We start from the raw sequence: 23,227 nt of genomic DNA on the forward strand, positions 1-23,227 counted from the left end.
CAGTTACCTGATACCGGATTTTGAAGCCTTAAAAAGATCGGTCAACCGATCATTAAATTCTTAACTGATCGGCATTAGCCATAAAGGCGCTTTTTGAGTTTCTGTAAGCTTTGAACGCCTACTTTTCCGCTAACTTCGCTTCAAGCTCAGCAATGCGGCTTTCCATAGCGTCTAGCTTTTCACGAGTGCGAATAAGCACTTGGCTTTGAATATCGAACTCTTCGCGAGTCACTAAATCAAGCTTAGACAGCTGCGACTGCAATACCGCCTTTACTCGACCTTCGGCTTCTTCAGCCATGTTTTTAACGCCAGGTGGAACGGCATCAGCAATTTGTTTCGCTAAATCTTCGAGTTTCTTCGGATCCAACATGGAATTCCCTTATAATGCGCAGCTCAAATTATGAAAGCTATTCTATCGGTATCGACACGACATGCAATGAAAACTGTGTCGCGCCAAAAATGTACGTTGTTCTAGGTATTAAATGAAACTAAATGAAGCTCAAGAGTCTGCCGTAACCTTTGTGTCTGGCCCATGTTTGGTGCTGGCTGGGGCGGGTAGTGGTAAAACGCGCGTAATTACCAATAAGATTGCTCATTTAGTTAGAAACTGCGATATGCCAGCTCGCTACATTGCAGCGGTAACCTTTACCAACAAAGCAGCACGTGAAATGAAAGAACGTGTAGCGCAGACCTTGGGCAAGCCGGAGGCGCGCGGGCTAAAAGTGTCGACCTTCCACACTATGGGCTTAACCATTATTAAAGCGCATGTGAAAGATCTTGGCTTAAAGCCAGGTTTCTCGTTATTCGACGATAAAGACTCGTTCGCGTTGCTTAACGATTTGACGTCCGACACCCTCGATGGCGATAAAGATCAGCTTCAGCTCTTACAAAGCTGCATCTCGAACTGGAAAAACGATCTTATCTTACCTGATGCTTTATTAAAATCAGCAACCAGCACGGGCGAGAGAGAGTTTGCAGAAGCCTACAAGCGTTACCAAGACAACCTTAAGGCATATAACGCGCTAGACTTCGACGACCTAATTTTATTACCTACATTGCTTTTAAAAAGTAGCGAAGCAATAAGAGCCAAATGGCAGAGCAAGATTCGCTACTTGCTGGTGGATGAGTACCAAGATACCAATACCAGTCAGTACGAGTTGGTAAAGCTATTAGTAGGTGAGCGTGCGCGCTTTACCGTAGTGGGCGACGATGACCAGTCTATCTATTCATGGCGTGGCGCTAAGCCGCAGAATTTGCACCTGTTACAGCAAGACTTTCCGCGCTTAAACGTCATTAAGCTACAGCAAAATTACCGCTCGTCAGGCCGTATTCTGCATTGCGCGAATATTCTTATTCAGAACAATCCGCATTTGTTCGATAAAACCCTGTTCTCAGAGCTGCAGTACGGCGAGCCGCTAAAAGTGATAGAGGCGAAGAACGAAGAGCATGAAGGTGAGCGCGTGGTGGCAGAACTGCTGGCGCACAAGTTCATGAACCGCACCCAGTTTAAAGACTACGCCATTTTGTATCGCGGGAATCACCAAAGTCGTATTTTTGAAAAGCTGTTAATGAGTAACCGCATTCCGTACAAAATCAGCGGCGGTATGTCGTTCTTTGGTCGTGCTGAAGTGAAAGACATCATGGCGTATTTAAGGTTGTTGGTGAACCAAGACGACGATAACGCTTTGCTTCGCATTATTAACACGCCAGGGCGCGGTATAGGCCGCGCTACGCTGGAAAAACTGGGTAACTTTGCAAATAGCTTGGGCGTGTCTATGTTCGAAGCGGCGACGCACCCTAACTTAAATAGCGTGCTGCCCGATAAAGCCTTTCATTCGGTTTCTACCTTTGCCCGTTGGGTAGTAGAGCTATCGGACAATGCGGAACGGGGCAACACCGCTGACGCGGTTCGCACCATGATCCGCACGATGGGCTACGAAGAATGGCTATATGAAACCAGCGCCAGCCCCAAAGCCGCCGAAATGGCCATGGCCAACGTAAGTACCTTATTCGGCTGGGTTAACGATATGCTGGAAGGCAATGACCTAGACCAACCCATGACCTTAACCGAAGTGGTGAACCGTCTGATATTACGCGACATGATGGAGCGCGGCGAAGACGACGGGGAAGGGGATCAAGTTCAGTTAATGACGCTGCACGCTTCAAAAGGTTTGGAATTCCCCATTGTATTCTTAGTGGGCATGGAAGAAGGCTTATTGCCGCACCAAAGCAGCATTGACGAAGACAACGTAGAAGAAGAGCGCCGACTTGCTTATGTGGGAATTACTCGCGCCCAGCGCGAGCTTATATTCAGCCTTGCTAAAGAGCGTCGACAGTTTGGTGAAGTGATTAACCCAGAGCCAAGCCGCTTTTTATTCGAACTGCCGCCAGACGATGTACAGTGGGAAAATCAGAAACCGAAGGCGACAAAAGAAGAGCGCCAGCAAAAGGCACAGGTGGGAATTGCTAACCTACGAGATATTCTAGGGAAAAAGTAGTCTGCTAATTGAGGCGAGGTTACGCTGGCAAGTAAGTACTAACTATCAGCTTGCTAGCGATGTCATATCCAGCACTTTTGCGTGCTTCAATACTTTGCCTTGGCCATAAATGCATTCAATTTCGTTAAGCGCATCTAGCTGCGCCTGTGAGTCTACGCCTTCAGCAATAACCTGAAACTTCAAATGTTCTGAAATAAGCATGACAGACTGAATAAGCTTTAAGTTTCGTTGAGAGCGAGGCAGTGACTTAACAAAGCGATGATCAATTTTGATGAAGTCGAAAGGGTAGGCAAACAAATAACTCAATGAAGCTAATCCGCTTCCAAAGTTATCCAGCACCAAAGTTACGCCCGCACGTTTTAACTTCTTAATAGCTGGAAGAATGAACTGAGAGCGGCGATTTAAGTCGTTTTCATCAAACTCAAATACCAGCTGGCTAGGCGTAATACCTGATGTTTCAATCACATTAATCATCTGGTTTATCATAGAAGCCTGTAGTAAATGATTAATTGAAACGTTAACTGCTATTTTATTTATCGGGTCGTCGGTGTTTTTATAATGGTTTAACAGCTCGCATGCTTTGGTCAGCTGGAACAAGTCTAAATCTAGCGTAAGGCCACTATGTTCTGCCACTTGTCTAAACTGCTCTCTTGCAATCTTGCCGTAGGCAGGGTGCGACCAGCGAATATACATCTCTTTATACAGCGTGCTGTCGTCATTAAGCTTTATAACGGGCTGTAGGAAATAATCGAATTCTTCTTCACGCAGTGCACGTCTGAATTCATTTTCAAGCTCAAGCTCTTCAATAAGCCTGTTGCGCATGCTCTTGTCAAACATAACAAAGCGTCCGCGGCCTAGCGTTTTCGCTTGATACATGGCGGCATCGGCATCACGAAGCACTTCATCAGCGGCGCGATAGTAGGTTTCTAAGTGCGCAATACCAATACTTGCACCTGAATACATCTCCCGACCATCAAGCAAGAACGGCTCGGAAATAGATGAAATTATACGGCTAGCCACTTCTTTTACGTCTGCTTCATCTTCAAAGTTATCAAGCAATACAACAAACTCATCACCGCCTAAGCGCGCTAGCAGGTCGTGACCACGAATACATAGCGCGATACGTCTGGCTACTTCAATTAAGAACTCATCGCCGGCGTGATGACCTAGGGTATCGTTAATAACCTTGAAGCGGTCTAGGTCGATAAACAGCACCGCAAACATGTTTTCGCTGTAACGCTGCTTACTGGCAATAGCCAGCTCTAAGCGGCTAGTGAACATGGCACGGTTAGGCAAATCAGTTAACGAGTCGTGATGCGCATCGTGAATAAGCTTAAGCTCAATCTCTTTACGCTCTTCAATCTGTTGCTTTAAGAATTTATTAGCGCGGTTTAGCTCAGCTGTGCGTTCTTTAACACGCTCTTCTAGCTCAACGTTATAGCGCTGCATCGACTCGGTATTGCGCTTACGCTCAATGGCTACCGCAATATGGTGCGATACAAAGCGCAAAAGCTCTTGGTCGCGAGAATTGTATTTAGCGTGTTTACCGTATGTTTGTACGGCAATAACACCTGCAATTTCTCCATCTACAACAAGCGGCGAACCTAACCACGAGTTCGCACTGTTTAGCATAGTTTGCGCAACCGACACATCCAAATCGCCAGACTCTGCAAGCTCCAATACTCTGGGCGGGTTAACCAGCTCAGCTTGCCCCGTTCGCAATACGAATTCAGTTAGACCAAGCCCCAAAGGCCTTGAACTTATGTTCTTTTCTTGTGCGTCACTAAAATACGGGAATGCGAGTAGCTCTTTTTCCTTGTCAAGAATGGCAATGTAACAGTTAGGTGCGCTAATTAGCCTGGCTAAAATTTCGTGCAGACTGGAGTAAAACACATCCATATCGCCTTCAAGGTTAGCGGCCAGCTCAGATATCTCGAATAAAGCCTGCTGTAGCGACTCTACTTTTTGGCGCTCTAATATTTCTTCTTGAAGGTCGTCGTTAATTTTTCGCAGTTGGCGGGTGCGTTCGCGGATGGTGCGTTCAGTGAGCTCACGGTTTTTTACTCTATCAACCGTGGTAACAATGTGTTGAGAAACGAACAGCAGTACTTCTAAATCTTCTTGCGTATAGTGCACACCTTCATCATAAGTTTGCACTACCATGGCACCTATGACTTGGCTTCCTCGTTTAAGGGGCACGCCCAGCAGCTCAAACGGCTGCGAGCCAACTAGCTTTATATTATGCTGAGAGGCAAAGTTTTCTTCGTCGTCACGTTTGTAAAATAGGTGATTGCCGGTTTTGAGTATGTAACCGGTCATGCCGTCCATTAACGATTCAGCGGGGAACTGGCGAACAGTTTGTTCGTCGAATTCGTCAATGAAGTAAGCGAAATCGACAACGTTACTGTCGGGTTCGTAAAAGGCGACAAAGAAGTTATCGGCATTCATAAAATCGGCAATGATTTCATGAATAGCGGAGTAAAGACGGTTAAGGTGACTTACAGAACTAGCAAGTTCAGAAATGTCGAAAAGCGCCTTCTGAACACGTTCAGCGCGCTTGTACTTGTCAGTGAGTTGCTGAAGCTGCGGTATAAGTTCGCGCAGTTCTTCTTCCGTCAACTCATGTTGCGTCGAATCTTGTGACATTCCGCTCGCCAGTAAAAAAGTAACGTTTCCCCAAAGAGTTAAATTACCCGATCAGAGGGTAAAACGCTACTTTTTCCATCAAGTTGTTACGATTTAGCGGGTATTAGATACCTTCAATCATATACTCGATTGCAGCTTTAATTTCGTCATCAGAACAGTTACCGCATGTACCACGAGGAGGCATAGCGTTAATACCGTTCAATGCGTTTTGCCATACGCCATCAAGACCGCGCTCGTCTAGACGTGGTTGCCAGTCTGCTGCAACGTGAACTTTAGGAGCTCCTAAAACGCCTGCTGAGTGACATGCAACACATGCAGAGTTGTAAACGTCTTCACCAGACTTTGCACCGCCAGCTGCGCCAGCACTTCCTTCAGCCGCTGCGCCTGCAACGTGTACCTGACCTACCGGCTTAATGCGATCGGCAATTTCATCGTTACTCATTTCTTGTGCTTGTGCTGCAAAAACAGTTAGCGCAGTAGCAGCAACAGTTAACCAAGTCTTTAATTTCACATCTGTCTCCAGGCAATGATGAATTTGTTTAAAATATAACTGGCCAGATTATAACGGTTAATTGGGGTTGAACAACTATTTGAAGCCAATTACCCATAAAAAGTAAGGATTTTTAACACTTGTTCCAAGCCACCTAAAGAGATTTTAATAAATGAGTTGAAGCTAACCCACCGCGTAAGTATTATTACGCCCCGTCTGCAGCGTACATTTAACTGCGTATTTTTCCTTTGCGAACGTACACGGTTATTACAACCGAAGCACGATCCGCCCTTAGCTCAGCTGGATAGAGCGCGGCCCTCCGGAGGCCGAGGCCAGAGGTTCGAATCCTCTAGGGCGGGCCATTTCCTTTTCTAGTGACCTATGAAGGAATAATCTCCTTCAGCCTTTCTATATCAGAATCAGCACGCCTACCTTAGACGCGGCTGCAACTCTAACGTCGAATCCAATGCAACATCAAAGTCATTCCAACGCATAGCAAAGTCGTTATACTGTTTTTCACTAGTTCATTTTAAAGCGTATCAACGTGCCAATAATGTCGCCTCAGTCTATTCAACGCCCAAGTTTTACTCAGTCACTACTTTGTTTTGGTGTTATTGTCGCACTGATAGCAGGCGGATTATTTGGCCTGGGCATTAGCCTGCATGTATTACTATTTCTGTGTTTGCTATGGACTGGTATCAATGCCTTTAGTTTGGGTTACAAGTACCTGCAAATCCGCGATTTAATGACCAGCGCATTAACCCGGGCCATGCCTGCAATCTATATTTTTATTCTCATTGGTATGGTTATCGCCAGCTTTATGCAAAGCGGCACTATCTCAACGCTAATTTTTTACGGTTTAAGTTGGCTAAACCCCAGTATCTTCCTTGTGGTGGGATTGATTTTGTGTGCGGTAATGTCGGTAGCCACAGGCACATCATGGGGTACGGTGGGCACTATGGGTGTAGTGCTGATGGGTATTGGCGCTGCCATGAACATACCACTCCCCATTGTGGCAGGCATGGTGGTATGTGGTGCGACGTTTGGCGATAAAATGTCCCCGGTGTCTGATACCACCAATCTCGCATCCATGAGCGCGGGTACCAACCTGTATCGGCATATGTACGCCATGCTGCTAACTACACTGCCTAGCTTTCTTCTAACTTTAGTAATTTTCTTGGTAATTGGCTTTAGCTACGCAAACCAAAGCTTAAATGTTGACGAAATAATTGAAATAAAAGCAGCACTCGCCAGTCACTATAACCTTGCACCCTATATAACACTGTTACCGCTGGTGTTGCTTACGGTAATGAGCATCAAGAAAGTGCCGGCTGAAGTAACCATGTCGTGCAGTATTCTGCTTGCCGTTATCATTGCTATTTTCTACCAAGACACCAATACCATTAGCGTGCTTAACGCATTGTGGGAAAACACCCCTCAAAATACGGGTATCGCAAATTTAGATGCCTTACTAGGACGAGGCGGCATCAGCAGTATGAGCTGGACGTTGCTCCTCGCCTTAATGGTAATCGCATTGGGTGGCATACTGCACGGTGCAGGCTTTCTAGCTGCGTTACTGACAGGCATTATTGAACGGGTAAAACGCACAGCAACCCTAATTGCTGTGACCATTGCGTCTGGTTTTCTAGGCAATGTGGCCATGGGCGAGGCCTATACCTCTATCATTTTGAATTGCCAGCTGTTTAAACCGAAATATGAACAGCAAAACCTTGACCCCGCTGTGCTATCTCGGTCGGTAGAAGAAGGTGCCACTATGACCATAGGCCTTATTCCGTGGACAACGGCGGGTGCGTTTTACTCTGCCACCCTGGGCGTTAACGTGCTCGATTACGTGCCCTATGCGTTCTTCAACTATCTAAACGGCGTTATTGCGGTATCTATGGCCGCATTGGGCATGGGCATGCTAACAACCAAAGCACGAATGAATAAACGCACATCGATTTGAAGCAGCCCAATAGCTAACACAATTCTGATAAACTGTTTTTTAAGATCGCCCGTTTAAAGCCAAACGTATAAGGCATCTATAAAAACAAAACAAAGGATCGTGTATGAGTAGTAATACCCGAGATGCGGCCTCCTCCAAGGCCATTATTAAACAGGAAGGCGCGTTTAGCGTAATCGACAAGCCCACTTTTTTTGGCTCTCTAATTCTTCTTCTCTCTGTCACCATTCCCCTAATTATTTGGCCGGACCAAGGCGCACAGTGGGTGGCAGCCGCAAAAGACTTCGTAACCAGTAAACTTGGTGTTTTATATCTCTTGCTTGGTGTTGGCGCTGGTGGGTTCATGGTTTACATCATGTTCAGCGACATCGGACAAATAAAACTAGGCGACCCGGAAGAGAAGCCCGAGTTCTCGCCAGTATCATGGGCTGCCATGCTGTTTTGTGCAGGCATTGGCGCGTCTATTTTGTATTGGTCCATGATTGAATGGGTGTACTACTACCAAGCGCCACCGTTTCATATAGAAGGTGAAACCCCCGAAGCCGCAAAATGGGCTGCAGCCTACGGTATCTTCCATTGGGGCCCGCTTGCTTGGGCTATTTACCTCATTCCCGCCGTACCTATTGCGTACTTCTACTATGTGCGCAATCACAGCGTACTTAAAATCTCTGAAGCACTCATGCCGGTTATTGGCGAGAAAATGGCTCACGGCTGGCTGGGTAAAATTATCGACATCAGCTTTATCTTCGGAATGTTAGGCGGCGGGGCGACCACGTTAGGTTTGGCTGCGCCAATGATAAATGAAGGGGTGCACGAACTATTCGGCGTGCCTAAATCACTTACCACCCAAGTTCTGGTGCTAGTAACCTGTACAGCTATCTTTGGTTACAGCGCGTATGTAGGTTTAAAGAAGGGCATTAAGCTGCTGTCAGACATTAACTTTTGGCTGGCCATAGGGTTGCTACTATTTATATTTGTTGTGGGACCTACGTTGTTTATGGCCAATACCGGCCTAGATGCTTTGGGCAGAGTACTTAGCAACATCATTAAAATGGCTACCTGGCTAGAGCCTTTTGCTGAATTTAATGGCTTTCAAAACACGCATTTCCCTCAAGACTGGACCATATTCTATTGGGCATGGTGGCTGGTATTTGCACCGAGCGTAGGGCTTTTTATCGCGCGCATTTCAAGGGGGCGCACCATTCGCACTATGGTCGCGGGCTCCATGTTCTTCGGTACTATGGGGTGCTTCTTATTCTTCATGGTAATGGGCAATTACGGCCTGTACCTACAGCTATCGGGTGAACTAGATGTAGTTACTATACTGAACCAACAAAGCCCAACAGCGGCTATTTTTGCCATGCTGCATACGCTGCCGCTCGACTACTTAGTTATTTCTGTATTCACGCTATTGGCGCTAATATTTACCGCCACGACGTTCGATTCCATTTCATACATTTTGGCTGCCGTTGTACAAAAAGAAGTAGACGAAGAGCCACTGCGCTGGAACCGCTTATTCTGGGCCTTTGCGCTATCTTTCATGCCTATAGTGCTTATGTTTGTGGGCGGATTAGAAACACTGCAAACCGCATCGATAATTGGTGGCGTACCGCTATTAGCTGTAGCCTTTATGCTGTGTATTTCAATTGTACGGGCCGCAAACTACGACATGCGTTACCAGCCCGACTACTCGGTAAAAGAAATTAACATAGGCGAGTTCCCAGACGACGACCCGTGGAGCGAAGAGGGCAGCTGGGATCTTGAAGAAGAAGCCGAAGACGACGTGCCCATAGCCGCAAAACCCAAACCGCGCGGGCCGAAAGATCACATTGAAGGCGACCCACACAGTAAGCCATCGCGATTGTAGGCTTTACCGAACAGGTCATAAATACTGGTTAACTTTTAAATAGTGATTAAGTGACCCGTAAGTTATAAAGCAAAGCGCTACCAAAAGGTGGCGCTTTATTCATTTTGAAGCGGCACAATTAACTTTCACGAAAGTCGTGCTGTGTTAACGTAGCCACCACGAATAGCCCTATTTTTTTGCAATAACGTTCAAGTAAATGGCAGCATGTCAGTAAAGAATTACCAAAAATTCTACCAGCCACTAAGAGCCGTGAATTCAGAAGACTTCGGGCGCTGCTTCTATTGCGGCTGCGAGACTGCACGCCAAGACTTTATCCCGCCCATAAAATTCATTCACGACTGGCAAAGCGGGCACCTGCAGGCCGACTTTATTTTCGTACCTTCATGCAATGAATGCTTCGACCTGCTAAAAGATGAAAACAACGGCACCCTAGAGCCCAGAATAAACACCTTAAAAAAGCGTTTGGCAGAAAAGTACAAAAAGGCTATTCGGGTGTTTAACCACTGGAGTATGGAAGAAATTGAAGAAATGGACGCGGCATTTCAGATAAGCCTTAAAGGCGGCATGCGATTAGGTAAAGAAACACTGTCACGCCTTCAATTTGCTGGGTTCGACTATGAAATAAACGGCAGCACAACGCGGGTGGCCAAACCCCAGCGCGAAGTGTTTAACGTGTTCGACGAAGAGTTTAGCAGTTTTAGAGAAGCGCTAGCCTTTGCCAGCGCCACCTACAAAATAAAGAAAAGCCGATTAAGCCAGCTTTATTTCGACAACGATGAAAGCTTTGATATGGCTATAGAGGTTTTTCATGGGTTGGTTGAAGATCATCAATCAAAAGCTGATTGATGTTATCAGACTCCGGAATCAGCGGTTCGAACCCTATCGGCCCACCATTATTCTTGACCGTTCTTTAAGAAGTACAAATCAGAAAACCCCATTTTTACAAACTCGGTATCTCTGAAGTTTCTTACGGTTTTTTGTCTTTGCTGATAGCGGCAAGTTGCTGTTCAGTTTGCAGGAACTGGGAAAGGTCTATTCCCTCAGCATCGGCCACAGCTTCGTGCATATTTTGATAGCGGCTGTAAGAAAAATTTATCTCTTTTGCCACACCTTTAAACTTATAACGTACTTTATGGGCCATGTTCTACTCAAGTTGGTCGATGTAATTCAAAAACGGTTTAACCGCTATTATAAACTCAATTAGCGCCAATAATTAGCGTATTAAGAAATGCGGGTGGTAAAACCACAGCGCGAGGTGTTTAAAGTGTTCTAGAATAATAAAAGCTTTGATAGGGCTATTGAGGGCTTTCATGGGTTGGTCAATAAAGGATAAATACTTTAGATTGCTATGATGTTTTAAACCAAACATCATTAAAGCTTACCTAAAATACGAGGGATGTATGGGGCCTGATTTCGAAAATAGTAAAGTTCTCCTAATGAGGGGACCTGTTGAATTGATCAGCGAGGGATATGCTGGAATTGGATGGGGACAATTTGAGCTCTGTGAATTTACCGTTGCTGATGAGTTTTTTAAGCATCTTGAAAGAACACAGCAAAGTGTGGGGCGTAGTGGTAATCAATTGCGTCGATTCATTGAAGTTAAGCAAGGCGACATCATCGTGGTGCCAGCGCCTGCCCGCATATACATTGGTATTGCTACTGGCGAGAAACGATTCTGCGCAAATAAACCATGGGGCGAAAACCAAATAGAAGTTACGTTTCCCTGCGATGCCGAAAACGAGCCAATTTCTATCGCACGTACAGACCTGAAACAAGGTCTACAATCTAGGCTGCGTATACGTTTAACGGTTGCTGATTTAGACTACTTCAAAGACGAAATCATAGAGCGCTACAATGACATTAAAAATAATGTTAGCAGTGGTGCTTTATCCAAAATTAACGAAAAAGCCGGGGAAAAATTAGAGCAATTTAAGGCAAAACTGTTAGATAACCTTCGAAATAGAAATCATTACTTGGAAGCTGGTGGGCAGGGCTTAGAGCACCTTGTAAAAGAATTGCTTGAAATTGAGGGTTACACCGCTGTTATACCTAGTAAGCAAAGTCACGAGGTTGGTGTAGATGTTGATATAGAAGCCCAGTCACGCAATCCATTTATTACGCAGGAATTGCTGGTTCAAGTGAAAGATCACGTGGGATATACAGGTAAGCATGCCATCGAGCAGATAGCGAAAGTTGAGAAAAAAGACGATTGTTACCGATGGGTAGTATCATTAGGAGATTTTGCCGAAGATGTAACACAGCACGCGGACGGATTGAGCGTTAACTTAATGAATGGAACTCAACTTGTAGATTGGTTAGCAGAGCGTTGGCAAGATCTGTCCCCTTTGACCAAGCAAAAACTTGGTATCGCTTCAGTGCCACAACTTATTTTTTAGGCTTTATAGCGCAGAGTTGTTTCTTGTTACATCTTCCTTGCTACTTCTTAATTCGTCCTTGGAACTTTGCCTGTACCTGTAAAGTACATGTGTCTATGGTTAGCTTAAAGTCTATTATTTTTCACATAGGTATGGATAAGGTGAATTTATGTGAGACCAATGCCGAGATAAGGTTCAAAACGAACACAGGTTTTTTCACAACTTAAGAAATTTGTTCTACTTTGACTATTATGTTCGTAACTTTTACTAAAACAAAGGAATGTAAAAATGCTTAATTGGCCTCCCTTATCAAAAATAACTTGCTATAACATGGATGATGAGGAAATAGCATCGTCCTACCGTGGAAAGTTGGATCTTGCCGACTCGTTAATGCTTTATTACTTCGAAGCTGAGCCTCTTGAATGCACTATCACTGTTTCTACAAAGTCTAAAAAGTGGGTATCGTGGAACACAGAGAATGTGGAAAAAATAGAATCACATATAAATTATGATTTAACTGAAGATGGTTACCTTGTAGAGATTGAGCGAATCTCAACACCCAGTAAAAAGCATTGCACTAAGCCATTCATCTGGCGCTTAACTATAACTGCTGATGACGATGACGAAGAAGTTGAAAAAAACAAAACGGGATTGCGTTATAAAAAAGCGAGAAAAGACGCGTCTATCTCAACAATTCAAAAGCAAATAGAGAAAGTGTTCGGTCTACCAGAGGGGTCTGCACAACTACTTAATGCAAAGAGAGAGCCAATGAAACCTGAATCAACGATAGATGATTTAAGACATGACTGGCTTCAACCTAAACCGAAACCGTCAATAGGTGAAATTAAAGTAAAGCTCAAATCTCCGGAGCAAGAACTTGAGGAGAAGTTTGAGGAAGCATCTAAGAGACATGATGAATTAAATAGTTGGATGGAAAAACAAGGTTTCGACTCTGGACGGAAAAATGACGCTGACCATGAGATTGAAGAATTTCTTTGTAATGTGGGCGAGCTTATCGACGAGGCTCCCTTAAGTGAGTTGGATCTTTATAAAGAAGACTTGGAAGGTCTATTAGATAATTTCACTGAGTGCTACCGTCCAGAGTACCACCTTAATGATATGTGCGAAAAGCTCGAAGCAGAATATGACGGTGATGTTTATGAAGATATCTATAACAAATTCCAAGACACCTTCGACGAAAAATTCAAAAGCGCGCTAAGTGCCTTGTGTGAACTACATGAGTTTGTAAATAACGTTTATCTCTCTAGCCAATAGTGGTTCACTAAAAGTGTATTGAATTTACAAAGGTAAATCGGTAGGGCGGCCATAGTCGCCTTTTTTGTGCAGTTATATTTAACTACGCAATTTCTTAATGAGAATTTCCACCCAAAGACGTTTGTTTGAAGACAAGTGAGAAACGCTATTTACCGCAAAGCTAATTTTTATTAGCTGTAGTCTTAATCCGTTATGAATATTAAAATTTGATCACAAATACTGCTATTACTTAAGGAAAATTATAAACTTCACTGAGTATAGTCTGTGGCTAAAGATAGCTTGAATTGTTAACATAATAATGTAATTAATACAGATGGTTAACGATGCTGAGTGGTTAGTGATAATAATTAAAAACTAATATGTTGTTCTACGTTTTTGTTTACATTCGGATGTTTTAGCAATATTAAGGATAGTAATGACCACAAAATATAATGGATATATTGAATACTTAAATTCCCTTCATAATGTTAGCCCTTCAGGTGCAAACGCGCTCGCTGAGTCTCAAGCTTTAAACGATTACTTTCCTGAAGTCTATGAGCCTTTACCCATCGTCGATCATGTGGCTGAACTATTACGTAACGGTGGAGAAAACGTTGTCATTCTTACCGGGCACGCAGGTGATGGTAAATCTACGGTAGCGTTAGATATCTATAAAAGGCTTAGCGAGCTCCCTCTTGAATCCAGCTTAAAAGCACCGCTAAGAGAGCGCGAAGAGTTGAGCGATGTCGGTGTCAATATCGTCAAAGATATGAGTGAACTTAGTTCAAAAATGAGAGTGGAATGGCTTAGTGAAGCGTTCTTAAGCCCAGGAAGTTGGCTTATTGTGAGTAATACGGGCCCTCTTTTAAGCGGTTTGCTTGAATTTAAACAACGAAGTGGGGAGGCCAGTAAGTCCGAACTCGTGCACTTAGAAAGTAACATTTTGCGCGCTCTCGATAGACCCCTTGAACAAGAATCTTCAGCTGAGCATGTGATTGAAGGATTCGCAAAAGACCTAATTATCCTTAATCTCACCAAGCTTGATAATGTAAATGTAGGTTCTCGATTATTGACTAAATTAGTCGAGCATTCTGCCTGGAGTACATGTGAAGGGTGCCAGGCAAGAAACACCTGCCCAATCAAAAAGAACCATGACGCACTTACACAAACACTTGACACAACAGAGCGACGCGTCCGTTGGTTATACACTAGGCTTAACGCTTATGAACATCGTTTGACCCTTCGTCAGATCATTGGTCACCTGGCTTACAGCATCACCGGGGGGGAAAATTGTATAGATATTCTTGATAATAGTCTTTCATCATCGGGGGCCTCGTTTAGCCAGCAAGACGTTCTCTTTAGTGAGTCTTTCTTTGGAATGCGAAATAAAAGGAAGTGTGATGAAGCTGAACGGCTTCATGCTGTTTCGCTGCTGAGCAGATTGAACTTCGGTGCCCCAATCGGCATTGAGTTCGAACGGAATTTTGAGAGCAGTGAAAGCAAATCTTGGTTTACTATGCCCAGCGCAATGGCTGATGTATACAATGCTTGGTCCAGCGAAGCTAAAAGACAGGAAAGTGTGAGGACTCGATTTGCACTTCGGAGAATGCAATACATTTTCGGCATAGAAAGAGAAGGGTTTGCACTACAAAGCCAATTGTTTTTTGATGACTTTCTCCAATCCCTAAGTGCAAGAGATTTTGACCGCTGGAAAGAACTTGGCACACTCGATTGCAGCCGCTCAGACAGGCGTAAACTGTGCGAACTTTGTCTCAAGGTGTTGTTGGAATTTTTCACCGGATTTAGCGCCAATCAATATGCTTCAACTGATAAGTTGTATCTTAGCCTGCGACGGAAAGATGAAAGTGTTGTTCAACCTACTCAGCTGGTGATTGGGTCAATTCCCTTCAAATCGTTTGATATCGCTTTCGATACAAACGTGAATCTACCCAAACTTTTTGTGAAGGGTGAAGCGGCAGAACTCGTTTTATCGCTACCACTGTTTGATTACATTAAGGCCAGAAGTCATGGTGAAATTGGCTCGTCACTGGCGCCTATCCATCAATCAAAAATCGATTGGTTTCATTCAGAGCTACTTAAAACTCATCATAATTCAGGAGACAGCGAAGAAGAAATTATCGCTATCAAAGCGGGTATCAATGGTGAGGTAACGCTACATAATTTCATATTAGATACCGAACAAGGAATGTTGGAGGTAGATCGATGAAAGAAAGTATTAAAACCATGCTTAGTAAACGTTTTCCTCAAAATACGGCAGTTGGAGGAGATGGAAAAGATAAGACAAATGCCGCAATTAGACTTTATGGGAGAAGGCTTTACAAAGATCAAACTCCTGTCGAATACCTAGCTGAATTCCTCTTGGTTTTTTTGTCACCAAAAGGAAATGAGAAGGAATATGAAAAGTCATTTATGCTTGATGAGAGCTCAGAGCCTTGCTACTGGCCTGAAAATCGCCTCGCTCTGAAGTTATTTTCATTTTTCCCTTCATCCAAGTTAGAGACGAGGCACAGTATTCATCAAAAAACCTATCTGGAAGCCCTAGAGCTGTTGCGAAAAAAAATAGAAGGCTCATCAGAGGAAAAAGATGAAACGATTCGAATTTTGCAGAACCTTTTTTCAGGGTTCACAGGAGTCGCTAAGAATCGAACCTGGGTTACGTATAGCTTTTTGCCAGCTGCAGAATCTTTCGTTTCACGAGAGTTAGCTTGGAAACATACACAAGCACAAAAAGATGCTGCTCTCTCTAACTGGGATTCAGCAAAGCAATATTTTTCGCATAATGGGCATTTGTTTTTAGCAAGGGGCGGGGAAGTGCTTTTTCTTCAATTGGCACATCTGTTTTCAGAGCACGCAACAAGCAGCGACTTGATAGCAGCTGTTAAGGAAAAGAAAGGCTACGAGCACCTTACCGAACTCAAAGTTTCTGAATTACAGAAAAGTCTGGAAACTGGAATCAGTGCGCTTTTTACGGGTTCAATTCAGAAAATCGATCACCTCTCCGCTTTTGTGGAGGAAACGCTATCTGATATAAACAGACTCGGTGAGCCTAAAGACTCAAAATTAGGTTGGATATCACGCGCAACAGCTCCTGAAGCATTTTTATTTGCCTGCGAACTCAATAATATATGCTCATCAGCCATGAGCGGCTTAGACAAACTCGAGTTATTGCAGACATTGTGTTGTTTGCATGTTTTACGCAGCCTGTGTTTTCAAGCTCATAGGGTGGATGAAGTCCAGAAGTCCACAAACGGGTTTGTGGGGAATTATACGTGGATAGTTTCGAACCCCGATTCAGCACCCGGTGACGCCGATCGGAAATTATCTCAAGCCTCATTCGACCGGACGGAGAGCACACTTTACCGTGTCCTTAGAATTGTGAATGAAGTCTATGATGAGGGAGGTGCAGGTACTGAACTCACACAGGCTGATGACCACGGTTTTAAAATATTCAGAAAAATCGCAAAAGAAATTGGCTTAGTAATCCCTAAAACCGGACAAGGTCAGAGATTCGTGATGACACCATTGATTATGCGGGTGCTGGTAGCAGCAACTGTCAGGCCTGCCGAAAGAATCCGTCTGACTACTTTTTATGAGAGAGTGTTTGCCCATTTTGGCATTGCATTGGCAGACCAGCAATTATCTCAAGCCATGACGTGGCTGTCCGAAGAGGATGAATTAGTTGATTATTCGGTTAATAAGGATTCACTTTGGCTAGAGGAAGGACTCAAGCAAGGCGGTTTCCTGGTAGAGCTTTCGGATGCCGTGTCTATGGTTCATAACCCAGGCAGTAAGGAGTAATTGTTATGAATCTTCTTGTAAAAACGCTAGATAGCTATCTAAAAAAAGAATGGAGCGAAACCCAGAGACATGAACCAGGCTCCCTAGAGGCTCGCTTCATTATACAGAGTATGGGGCCCTCAGAAGTATTCGAATTATTTTCCTCGCTAGAAGAATACAAGTGCCAGCAACAGCAACAGCATTCACTAAAGTGCTATTTCCGTATTGCCAGTGGTCTTTGGAAAGATTGGTGTAAAGTAGATGGCCAGGAAGATGAACTGCAAAAGGTTATGGAGGGTTATGGTGCAATTGGGCCAAACCGTGAGCGTCTCTGGATTGATGAAGAGGATAAGCTGACTTGGTATCGGAATCGTACAGTTAGTGATGAAAAAGTAGATACCCTTATCGTTGTGTTAGTGGGGTTAAATCATGCTACTGATCAGGGCGGCCTGTCAGACTTCCATATTGTTGATGAATCCAGTGTATGGGCGTATCTGCAAAAAAGCTTTAAGTTCTGGATAGAAGCAATCTGCGACCATAGAGATATTGGTCACACTGCAGGCCCAACGCAAATCGAGAGCTTAGAAAAGATTTTTCAGCAACTTTTTGAAATTCGACCACTACAGCTTAGCAAACTTGCACGTTTTATTGAGGAAAGGTTACTTACACAGAGCTATACCTCGGTGGAGCAGTTACAAGAACAGCTATTGGCTGAATTACCCTATTGGGGTATTCCACCTATTCTTAATGTCAGCACGTTTAGCTCAAATGTCATATCGTTAATTAAGAATGCGGACAGGTTCATCTCCCACCAACAATTTAAGAACAAATCTACGCAGAAAAAAGAGTGGGCAAAAATAGAGAAATGGCTCGAAGATCCACTTTTAGACCTACCAGCAGCCACGTCTTCTGAATTTTCACTAAGTACAGTTGATGAATATAAGGATATTCTTCAGCGATTTATATTTAGGGCAGATGCATCTGCTAAAAGACACTTACTACAGCTAGATATTCGTCCCTTACTCGACACGCTTGCTAAAAAAGAGCGAAAGAAAAGGTCTAGCAAAAAGTCCATTAAATCATTTAAGGGCTTTGCGTTAGAGTCCATTCTGCAAGGGGTTGAGGAAGCAGTAACGGACTTTAAAAAGTCATGCGAAAGCCAGAGCTTAGTTGAGAGTCTTCAAAGTATTCATGTCGAAGTTATTAGCTTTGAACACGATCTGTCTTTCGACGAAGACAGCAGTTTAGGAGGCGGGGATTTAGCCAAAATCTTGTTGGTTGGTTGTTTAGGCGGGCTTGAACAGGTTTTTACCGAACTCGATTGCCGGCTTCCCAAAGACGAAGAAGAGGTTTTACTACAGACTGACAATTGGAGTGTGCAGCTTCCCATTAAGTTTGGCTTCGACAAAGACTCTGTGCTTTATATGGCAAGTCGTTCCAATCCTAGAGTTAAATTCAAAGTTGAGGCGGTTGGGTATACCGAAGAAGAGTCTATCGAGCAGTTGTTTTATTGGCAGCTTTCACCTACACAATCTGAAAGAGTCTTCGTCGATAGTATTCGGTTTGCTCGCACTAAGTGGGAGGCTGCCGAAGACCCCGCTAAGTTAATGCCCGCTTTTCAGATTCCTGAAGTGAACATGACTGCTCTGTATTACGCTGCAGACGAAACTGAGGCCAATCGTTTGGTCAGTCAGTCAATGACCGATATGGAGATACTCAACCTACTAGAAGGCTGCGGCTCAAGTGATTTTGCGGCGTCGCTAAATTTGGAGATTAGCCAATTTATTCTCGCGTATCGGGACTGGTTAGAAAAATCATTCAATGACGGATTTCACAGTGCTTTATTCACGGAATTAAGCACCATGCTACAAAAATATGTGGCCTTAGCGGAAATGGCGCTTGATAAAAACTTGTTGGGCAGTTCGGAGTTTTTGCGTCGTTTTTATAAAGCTTTCTTCATTGTCGATCAGCACAGTAAAGCTAATGATGCATATTTACAAGCCGGCGTAGCGTGGGGGCTTTCTCCCGCGGTATTAGAGCAAATAAAGGCAAAAGTTCGCTTTTTAATCGATGGATTTCCAGAAGTGATCGCGAAGCTAGCTTTAGGTGAAGCGCATTCGGAGACATTTGACCGCCTGATTGATTTATCACAAATTCACAGGCCAATCGCTGGCTTGGTAACTGAAGAAAACCAATTAACTGCAGACTTAAGCTCATATGGGCTCATTCACTATTTAGGTGCAGAGCCTACTAGTGAGATGAGTTTGGCAGTTCAAACACTGCTTCGGGAGAGTGATGAAGAGGACGGAGATAACGTCAAAGAAGCAGTTAGACCCTGTCAGGAAACGAAAGCCGTATCTCGAGTGTTTGAACAATATTTGTCATTGTATCCGCACGCACACGACGGTATTCGAGTATTAGCGGTGAACGTCAAAGAACTTCAGACCATTCTTTCGGGTCTGCAACACTTTCTCACTAAATATCTCAAAAATACCTTGCCGGGGACATCGTTACCTCCGTTTCACCTTTACTTGATGGTTTATACGTCCTCATCTTCTCCGATGGTAATGGAAAAGCTATTAAGCGCTTGGAGAGAGCAACTAAACGAAACTTTCGATGGCAAATTCAGAAGATTGAAAGTAACCGTAGGACACAAATTCGCTTCGCATGAAAATGTAGAGGATCTCTTGAAAAAGGAGCGTTTACGTTATGACATCGCTTTCTTGTTTCACTTTTTAAAGGATGGGTTAGTAGGTCGTGCTGACCTTGCACAGCCTTATAAGTTTGCGTTCGATAATTGCTCTTTTTTCCCCATAGCAGAGCACCCCAGGCCAGTTAATGCGGGTGATGCCAGCGTTCGCTATAACCTGATTAGTAACCGAAGATTGCGTGCACAAACGCGACACGGAGATATGTCAGCTCGGCTATGCTTTGGAGGCTCACAGGGATATGACCATATAATTTTTGGTAAGGTCGATTTTCAACCATGGAAAAAAACAATTGAAGCGCTTCATGGTGCGGGTCATTGGGTTGTATGTGTCGACCCTTTTGTCGACAAAAAGCTGTTGTCTGATGATGAAGACCTAACAACCAGGATTGTTGGGTTTGCTTCAGGACTCGGCACTTATGGAGAGTTAAACCTCACGATATCCACTCAGCAGGATACGCTTAAACAGCTTACTAAGAAGGTATCCGATAGGCTTAACATGCTGTTCTCTTTTGAGTCCAGTGAAACAGTAAATGTTATGGCGGTCCGCGTCGTTAATGAACTGGAAAACATTGTCGGGCTGTCCTCAATCAGCGCTGTGATCGGTGAAGACCAAAGGGTCAGGGATGTTATTGGGTTTGCTGCCATACGACGGGCACTGCAAATTCCCTGTGGTCATATGTCTCAGTTCGTGCCGCTTGATGATATGCAGCACTGGTATTCGGATAACGATACGAATATGCGTCAGGATCTTCTGCAGTTGACGCTTGAGATGCGGGATAACGATGTACCGCTTATTCATGCAAACTTGGTGGAATGCAAGTTGGCCTTGAAGAATGAAGACCATGTTGAGAAGGCCTACGAACAAATTCAATCGGGTCTGCGCTATCTGCCAATCCTGTTGGCACCGAAAGTTAAAGGCCTGAAAAGCACTGATTTTGACCGGCGTTACTGGTGGGCACAATTGCACAGGGCAATTAGCTCGAGAGCCTCTGTGAATTTACCTGAAAACGAGTGGCGTAACCTAGATCATGCTTTAGAAAATATTGCAGAAGGACTGTACGAAATTCACTGGAGAGCATCAATTTTTACATTTTGGACGGATGACGATTCGACCCAGGCGACCGTGGATCAATTGTTACTTCCCTCCGGGATTGTAAACGACCCCTTTGTAGTTGATGAAAATTTCACTATCCAGCATATATCAGTCGGTTATAAGGTTTTAACTTCACTGTTTGAAGAGAAATGCCCTGCTCCGCTTTTAAAACTAAGCGAGAGTAAAATTTCGCTCAAACCGAATTCAAATAGATCTAAATTTAATTCAGATATTGAACAGAAAGCGGATGATGCAAATTCAGGCATTGACTCAACAGGTTTAAACCAGGAAGACACCTCAAGTGAGGATCACGAAAGTGCACCTTGTACCGGAGAAAACTCAGACACTACCCGAATAAAGGATGAAGCTGATAACGGATTATTAAAGCCTGATGTGGAAGTGGCGCCGACAACGGTTGATTATGGCAGCACTGACCAAGATGAAGAGATAGCAATAGTACCGGCAGGTAATGGGGAAGTTACAACACCTACCTCGTCTACTGATTTATTGCCTAGTTTCAAGGTGCCTGATAGGGTGTTAATCGGGACACGGCGAAATAATGAACCCGTCTATTGGCATTTTGGGCACCCAAAATTAGCAAACAGACATATGTTGATTTTTGGTGCATCGGGCTCAGGTAAAACCTATGGTATTCAATGCTTGCTATCTGAATTGGCAGCGCAGCAGGTTCGGTCGTTCATCATTGACTATACTAACGGCTTTTTACCCTCCCAAGTCGAACATGAATTTAACAAAGTAGGGAAACCTAGAAATCATCTTGTCAAAACAGACAAACTGCCACTGAACCCTTTTAGAAAGCAGCAACAGCTAATAGACCCGTCTCTTCCAGCCATGGAAGAGAGCACATTTGATGTGGCAAGCAGAATTACAAGCATATTCACAAGTGTTTATCCCACTATGGGTGACCAACAATCTGCTGCATTGAATAGAGCCTTTACCAAAGGGCTTGATTCTGATGAACACTTTAGTTTTGACAAGCTGTTACCGCTGCTGCGAGCTGAGGGTAGTCAAGGTGAGTCACTAGCGAATAAGTTGCAGCCTTTCGTTGATTCTAGATTATTTAGCGAAAGTCAAAACAAAGCATGGGAAGAGATGTTATTAACTGAAGGACACTGGGTCCATGTTCTTCAGTTAGTTGCCCTAAATCGGGACATACAAAAAATTATTACCGAGTTCACTTTATGGGATCTGTGGGATTACGCTCAGAACTTTGGCACTAAAGATAAACCTATTCCCGTGGTGCTCGACGAAATACAGAACCTCGATCACCGCAGTGATTCCCCAATCGATAAAATGCTAAGAGAAGGTCGAAAATTTGGCCTGTCTATGATTTTGGCAACGCAGACAACCAGCCAGTTTAATCAAGAGCAACGCGACAGACTATTTCAAGCTGGCCATAAATTGTTTTTCAAACCTGCTAATACCGAAGTGGAAAGGTTTGCTCAAATTTTAAGCCAAGCGACTACGGGGATACCAAAAGCGGAGTGGGTACAACGACTTAATAAATTAGAAAAAGGTCAATGTTGGTCTTTAGGGCCAGTAGAAAAATCAAATGGCGCACTGGTTGACGAGCCTGTACTTGTTTCGGTAACAGCGCTGACTGAACGCGGGTTTGGCGGTTAGACTGATGAGCTTCAAAGCACAGACGTTACCATTAAGTTTCATGCAGGATTTTAAGCCCGAGAGAATGCTAATCGCAAAACTGCTGGCGTTTGTACGGGATGATGGTTCTGGCGACAAACACTATATCAGTAACCAAACGGGAATTCCTACAGGCCAAAGTTCTGGAAAAGTAGAACCGATGATCTACTACGCAACGGGGATGGGCTTGATAGAGTCAAGAAAGAAGGGAAATGAGTGGCAGCTCACATTAACGGATTTAGGTAATGTGGTATTGAGAGAGGATCCCTTTTTAAGTGAAAGAGTGAGTTTATGGTTACTACACTTAATGCTCTGTCGCCCACTTGCCGAAGACTCCTCTAAACAGGTTGGCGTGGTCCCTCCTTGGTACAACCTCTTTATAGAGGGTGTTACCAGGATGGGAGCAAGTTTCAGTGCAGAGGATTATCTGGCGTTTATGAGAGAATGCTTTGGAGACTCATCCAACCGCAAGGGCATGGTTAACCTGATTCTTAAAAGCTATATAGAAGACAGTTGTCTGGGTTTAACTCGTGCTCTTAGGGTCAGCTTGTCTGGAAATGAAGAGATATACGCCAGAAACCCCGCCCCAAAAGACATTGAGTTCTATCCCGCTTATACAGCATATCTGATATTGCTCTGGGAGCAGTTATATCCTGAGCGAGAGCAGCTTCAGCTCGATGAGTTTTTTCAAAGAGCAGGGGTTTTGATTGCACTTAATTGGTCACAAAACGATGCTAAAACTTGGCTGGACTGGGCAGCCGATCACGGCATTTTACAACTAGACAGACAGACAGGTCAGACGTTGGCGTTAAGAACTGCCAGCTTAACGGTGGTATTAGCAAGCATTTACAGTGAGTTGGTTTAGCGGCGC

General features: G+C 44.1%; 13 protein-coding genes, 1 tRNA gene and 1 pseudogene. 11 read left to right on the forward strand and 4 right to left on the reverse strand.

Annotated elements, in window-relative coordinates:
- Nucleotides 1–118 precede the first annotated feature (118 nt).
- Entirely contained in the window at nucleotides 119–370 is a 252-nt protein-coding gene (locus QME20_RS08130; protein WP_014975278.1) for an accessory factor UbiK family protein, read from the reverse strand.
- Between the two features lie 112 nt (nucleotides 371–482).
- Here QME20_RS08130 and rep point away from each other — a divergent pair, with 112 nt between their 5' ends.
- Complete coding sequence (rep, locus tag QME20_RS08135) at nucleotides 483–2,498, forward strand: DNA helicase Rep (RefSeq protein ID WP_039226949.1); 2,016 nt, start codon at nucleotides 483–485, stop codon at nucleotides 2,496–2,498.
- A 45-nt stretch (nucleotides 2,499–2,543) separates the two neighbouring features.
- On the opposite strand, the gene QME20_RS08140 is transcribed toward rep, so the two are convergent.
- Both QME20_RS08140 and QME20_RS08145 read right to left on the reverse strand, forming a co-directional pair.
- Complete coding sequence (locus tag QME20_RS08140; RefSeq protein ID WP_187446339.1) at nucleotides 2,544–5,144, reverse strand: EAL domain-containing protein; 2,601 nt, start codon at nucleotides 5,142–5,144, stop codon at nucleotides 2,544–2,546.
- Nucleotides 5,145–5,247: 103 nt separating this feature from the next.
- Nucleotides 5,248–5,655: a c-type cytochrome gene (locus QME20_RS08145; protein ID WP_014947775.1), complete on the reverse strand. Its 408-nt coding sequence runs from the start codon at nucleotides 5,653–5,655 to the stop codon at nucleotides 5,248–5,250.
- Between the two features lie 264 nt (nucleotides 5,656–5,919).
- Between QME20_RS08145 and QME20_RS08150 the strand changes: the two genes are divergently transcribed.
- The 4 genes from QME20_RS08150 to QME20_RS08165 all read left to right on the forward strand — a co-directional run bounded on the left by QME20_RS08150 (nucleotide 5,920) and on the right by QME20_RS08165 (nucleotide 10,310).
- Nucleotides 5,920–5,996, forward strand: a tRNA-Arg gene (locus QME20_RS08150).
- Between the two features lie 191 nt (nucleotides 5,997–6,187).
- Nucleotides 6,188–7,600 carry a Na+/H+ antiporter NhaC gene (nhaC, locus tag QME20_RS08155; protein ID WP_281715748.1) on the forward strand — a complete coding sequence of 471 codons (1,413 nt, stop codon included), beginning with the start codon at nucleotides 6,188–6,190 and terminating at the stop codon, nucleotides 7,598–7,600.
- A 103-nt stretch (nucleotides 7,601–7,703) separates the two neighbouring features.
- Nucleotides 7,704–9,464, forward strand: a complete 1,761-nt coding sequence (locus QME20_RS08160) for a BCCT family transporter (RefSeq protein ID WP_281715749.1) — start codon at nucleotides 7,704–7,706, stop codon at nucleotides 9,462–9,464.
- Between the two features lie 204 nt (nucleotides 9,465–9,668).
- Nucleotides 9,669–10,310: a hypothetical protein gene (locus tag QME20_RS08165; RefSeq protein WP_281715750.1), complete on the forward strand. Its 642-nt coding sequence runs from the start codon at nucleotides 9,669–9,671 to the stop codon at nucleotides 10,308–10,310.
- Nucleotides 10,311–10,357: 47 nt separating this feature from the next.
- Here the strand turns inward: QME20_RS08165 and QME20_RS08170 are convergent.
- Nucleotides 10,358–10,605, reverse strand: a pseudogene (locus QME20_RS08170) (DUF2960 family protein).
- A 295-nt stretch (nucleotides 10,606–10,900) separates the two neighbouring features.
- Here QME20_RS08170 and QME20_RS08175 point away from each other — a divergent pair.
- The 6 genes from QME20_RS08175 to QME20_RS08200 all read left to right on the forward strand — a co-directional run bounded on the left by QME20_RS08175 (nucleotide 10,901) and on the right by QME20_RS08200 (nucleotide 23,221).
- Nucleotides 10,901–11,860, forward strand: coding sequence for a restriction endonuclease (locus QME20_RS08175; RefSeq protein WP_281715751.1), 960 nt, complete (start codon nucleotides 10,901–10,903; stop codon nucleotides 11,858–11,860).
- Between the two features lie 267 nt (nucleotides 11,861–12,127).
- On the forward strand, nucleotides 12,128–13,114 hold the full coding sequence (locus tag QME20_RS08180; protein ID WP_281715752.1) for a hypothetical protein: 987 nt from the start codon (nucleotides 12,128–12,130) through the stop codon (nucleotides 13,112–13,114).
- A gap of 415 nt (nucleotides 13,115–13,529) precedes the next feature.
- Nucleotides 13,530–15,320 (forward strand): hypothetical protein, encoded by a 1,791-nt coding sequence (locus QME20_RS08185; protein WP_281715753.1) that lies wholly within the window; start codon nucleotides 13,530–13,532, stop codon nucleotides 15,318–15,320.
- Nucleotides 15,317–16,912: a hypothetical protein gene (locus tag QME20_RS08190; protein ID WP_281715754.1), complete on the forward strand. Its 1,596-nt coding sequence runs from the start codon at nucleotides 15,317–15,319 to the stop codon at nucleotides 16,910–16,912. The genes QME20_RS08185 and QME20_RS08190 overlap by 4 nt, the downstream gene beginning before the upstream one ends.
- 5 nt (nucleotides 16,913–16,917) lie before the next feature.
- On the forward strand, nucleotides 16,918–22,338 hold the full coding sequence (locus tag QME20_RS08195; RefSeq protein ID WP_281715755.1) for a type IV secretion system DNA-binding domain-containing protein: 5,421 nt from the start codon (nucleotides 16,918–16,920) through the stop codon (nucleotides 22,336–22,338).
- Between the two features lie 4 nt (nucleotides 22,339–22,342).
- Nucleotides 22,343–23,221: a DUF4007 family protein gene (locus QME20_RS08200; protein ID WP_281715756.1), complete on the forward strand. Its 879-nt coding sequence runs from the start codon at nucleotides 22,343–22,345 to the stop codon at nucleotides 23,219–23,221.
- Nucleotides 23,222–23,227 lie beyond the last annotated feature (6 nt).

It is taken from the genome of Alteromonas sp. CyTr2 (genome assembly GCF_947311905.1).
Classification (GTDB): domain Bacteria; phylum Pseudomonadota; class Gammaproteobacteria; order Enterobacterales; family Alteromonadaceae; genus Alteromonas; species Alteromonas macleodii.

What these genes read in the sequence shown, in the direction of transcription:
- QME20_RS08175 (WP_281715751.1), top strand. Translation starts at nt 10,901, where the DNA reads ATGAGGGGACCTGTTGAATTGATCAGCGAGGGATATGCTGGAATTGGA.
- QME20_RS08195 (WP_281715755.1), top strand. Translation starts at nt 16,918, where the DNA reads ATGAATCTTCTTGTAAAAACGCTAGATAGCTATCTAAAAAAAGAATGG.
- QME20_RS08130 (WP_014975278.1), bottom strand. Translation starts at nt 370, where the DNA reads ATGTTGGATCCGAAGAAACTCGAAGATTTAGCGAAACAAATTGCTGAT.
- QME20_RS08180 (WP_281715752.1), top strand. Translation starts at nt 12,128, where the DNA reads ATGCTTAATTGGCCTCCCTTATCAAAAATAACTTGCTATAACATGGAT.
- QME20_RS08165 (WP_281715750.1), top strand. Translation starts at nt 9,669, where the DNA reads ATGTCAGTAAAGAATTACCAAAAATTCTACCAGCCACTAAGAGCCGTG.
- QME20_RS08160 (WP_281715749.1), top strand. Translation starts at nt 7,704, where the DNA reads ATGAGTAGTAATACCCGAGATGCGGCCTCCTCCAAGGCCATTATTAAA.
- QME20_RS08190 (WP_281715754.1), top strand. Translation starts at nt 15,317, where the DNA reads ATGAAAGAAAGTATTAAAACCATGCTTAGTAAACGTTTTCCTCAAAAT.
- nhaC (WP_281715748.1), top strand. Translation starts at nt 6,188, where the DNA reads ATGTCGCCTCAGTCTATTCAACGCCCAAGTTTTACTCAGTCACTACTT.
- QME20_RS08185 (WP_281715753.1), top strand. Translation starts at nt 13,530, where the DNA reads ATGACCACAAAATATAATGGATATATTGAATACTTAAATTCCCTTCAT.
- rep (WP_039226949.1), top strand. Translation starts at nt 483, where the DNA reads ATGAAACTAAATGAAGCTCAAGAGTCTGCCGTAACCTTTGTGTCTGGC.
- QME20_RS08140 (WP_187446339.1), bottom strand. Translation starts at nt 5,144, where the DNA reads ATGTCACAAGATTCGACGCAACATGAGTTGACGGAAGAAGAACTGCGC.
- QME20_RS08200 (WP_281715756.1), top strand. Translation starts at nt 22,343, where the DNA reads ATGAGCTTCAAAGCACAGACGTTACCATTAAGTTTCATGCAGGATTTT.